Origin of the sequence: Pseudomonas sp. PDM02 (assembly GCF_014852285.1) — a bacterium.
Classification (GTDB): Bacteria; Pseudomonadota; Gammaproteobacteria; order Pseudomonadales; family Pseudomonadaceae; genus Aquipseudomonas; species Aquipseudomonas migulae.
Genome location: NZ_JACVBL010000032.1, coordinates 1 through 633, shown reverse-complemented (window position 1 = coordinate 633; position 633 = coordinate 1). Strand labels below are relative to the sequence as shown.

The 633-nt window shown below is 60.8% G+C and carries 1 protein-coding gene; it reads right to left on the bottom strand.

Annotated elements, in window-relative coordinates:
* Nucleotides 1-97 precede the first annotated feature (97 nt).
* A partial coding sequence (locus IB245_RS28890) for a sulfurtransferase (protein ID WP_263864908.1) occupies nucleotides 98-633 on the bottom strand: 536 nt, incomplete at its 5' end.

Below are 633 nucleotides of genomic sequence, written 5' to 3'. Positions count from 1 at the left end.
ACTTTACGCTGTTTGCGTGGATATTCGGCGCGTTGTGCTGGCTGACCACCACAACGCGCATCTGGAGCGGCTATATGACGCTGAAGTCACTCAACGCTTAGAGGGTACTCTCAGGCCCGCGTTTGCCGGCAGAGACCGGATTTTGCGGATGACTGCTCCATTCGTACCAGCCGCCGTCATAGACGGCGACGTTCTTCCAGCCCATCGCGCGGGCGTACATAAAGCTTTCTGACGCCCGCCAGCCGGTGCCGCAGTAAAACGCGACGTGCTGATCAGGCTGGATGTGCCAGGTCTTCCACATGGCGGCTATATCATCGGCGCTGCGCATGGTGCCATCCGGGTTATGGAAATCTTCCATGTGGGTCGCGTCGCTGCCCGCGTGACCCCAGCGCGCCCCGGCAATTTCACCTTTGGGCTTGATGTAGCTGTAGCCGCTGGTGTCACCGATAAACTCCGGCCACGAACGAATGCTGACCAGCGAGGCATCCTGACGGTGTAGCATGCCGCGCGCCTGTTCCATATCCACCATTAGCTGCGGCTGGCCGGGGATCGGTGCACCGAAATCCGGGGCGGGCTTCACGTTTGCGGGCATACCGCGCTCAACCGGCAGGTTGGCCTCTGACCATGCTTTCC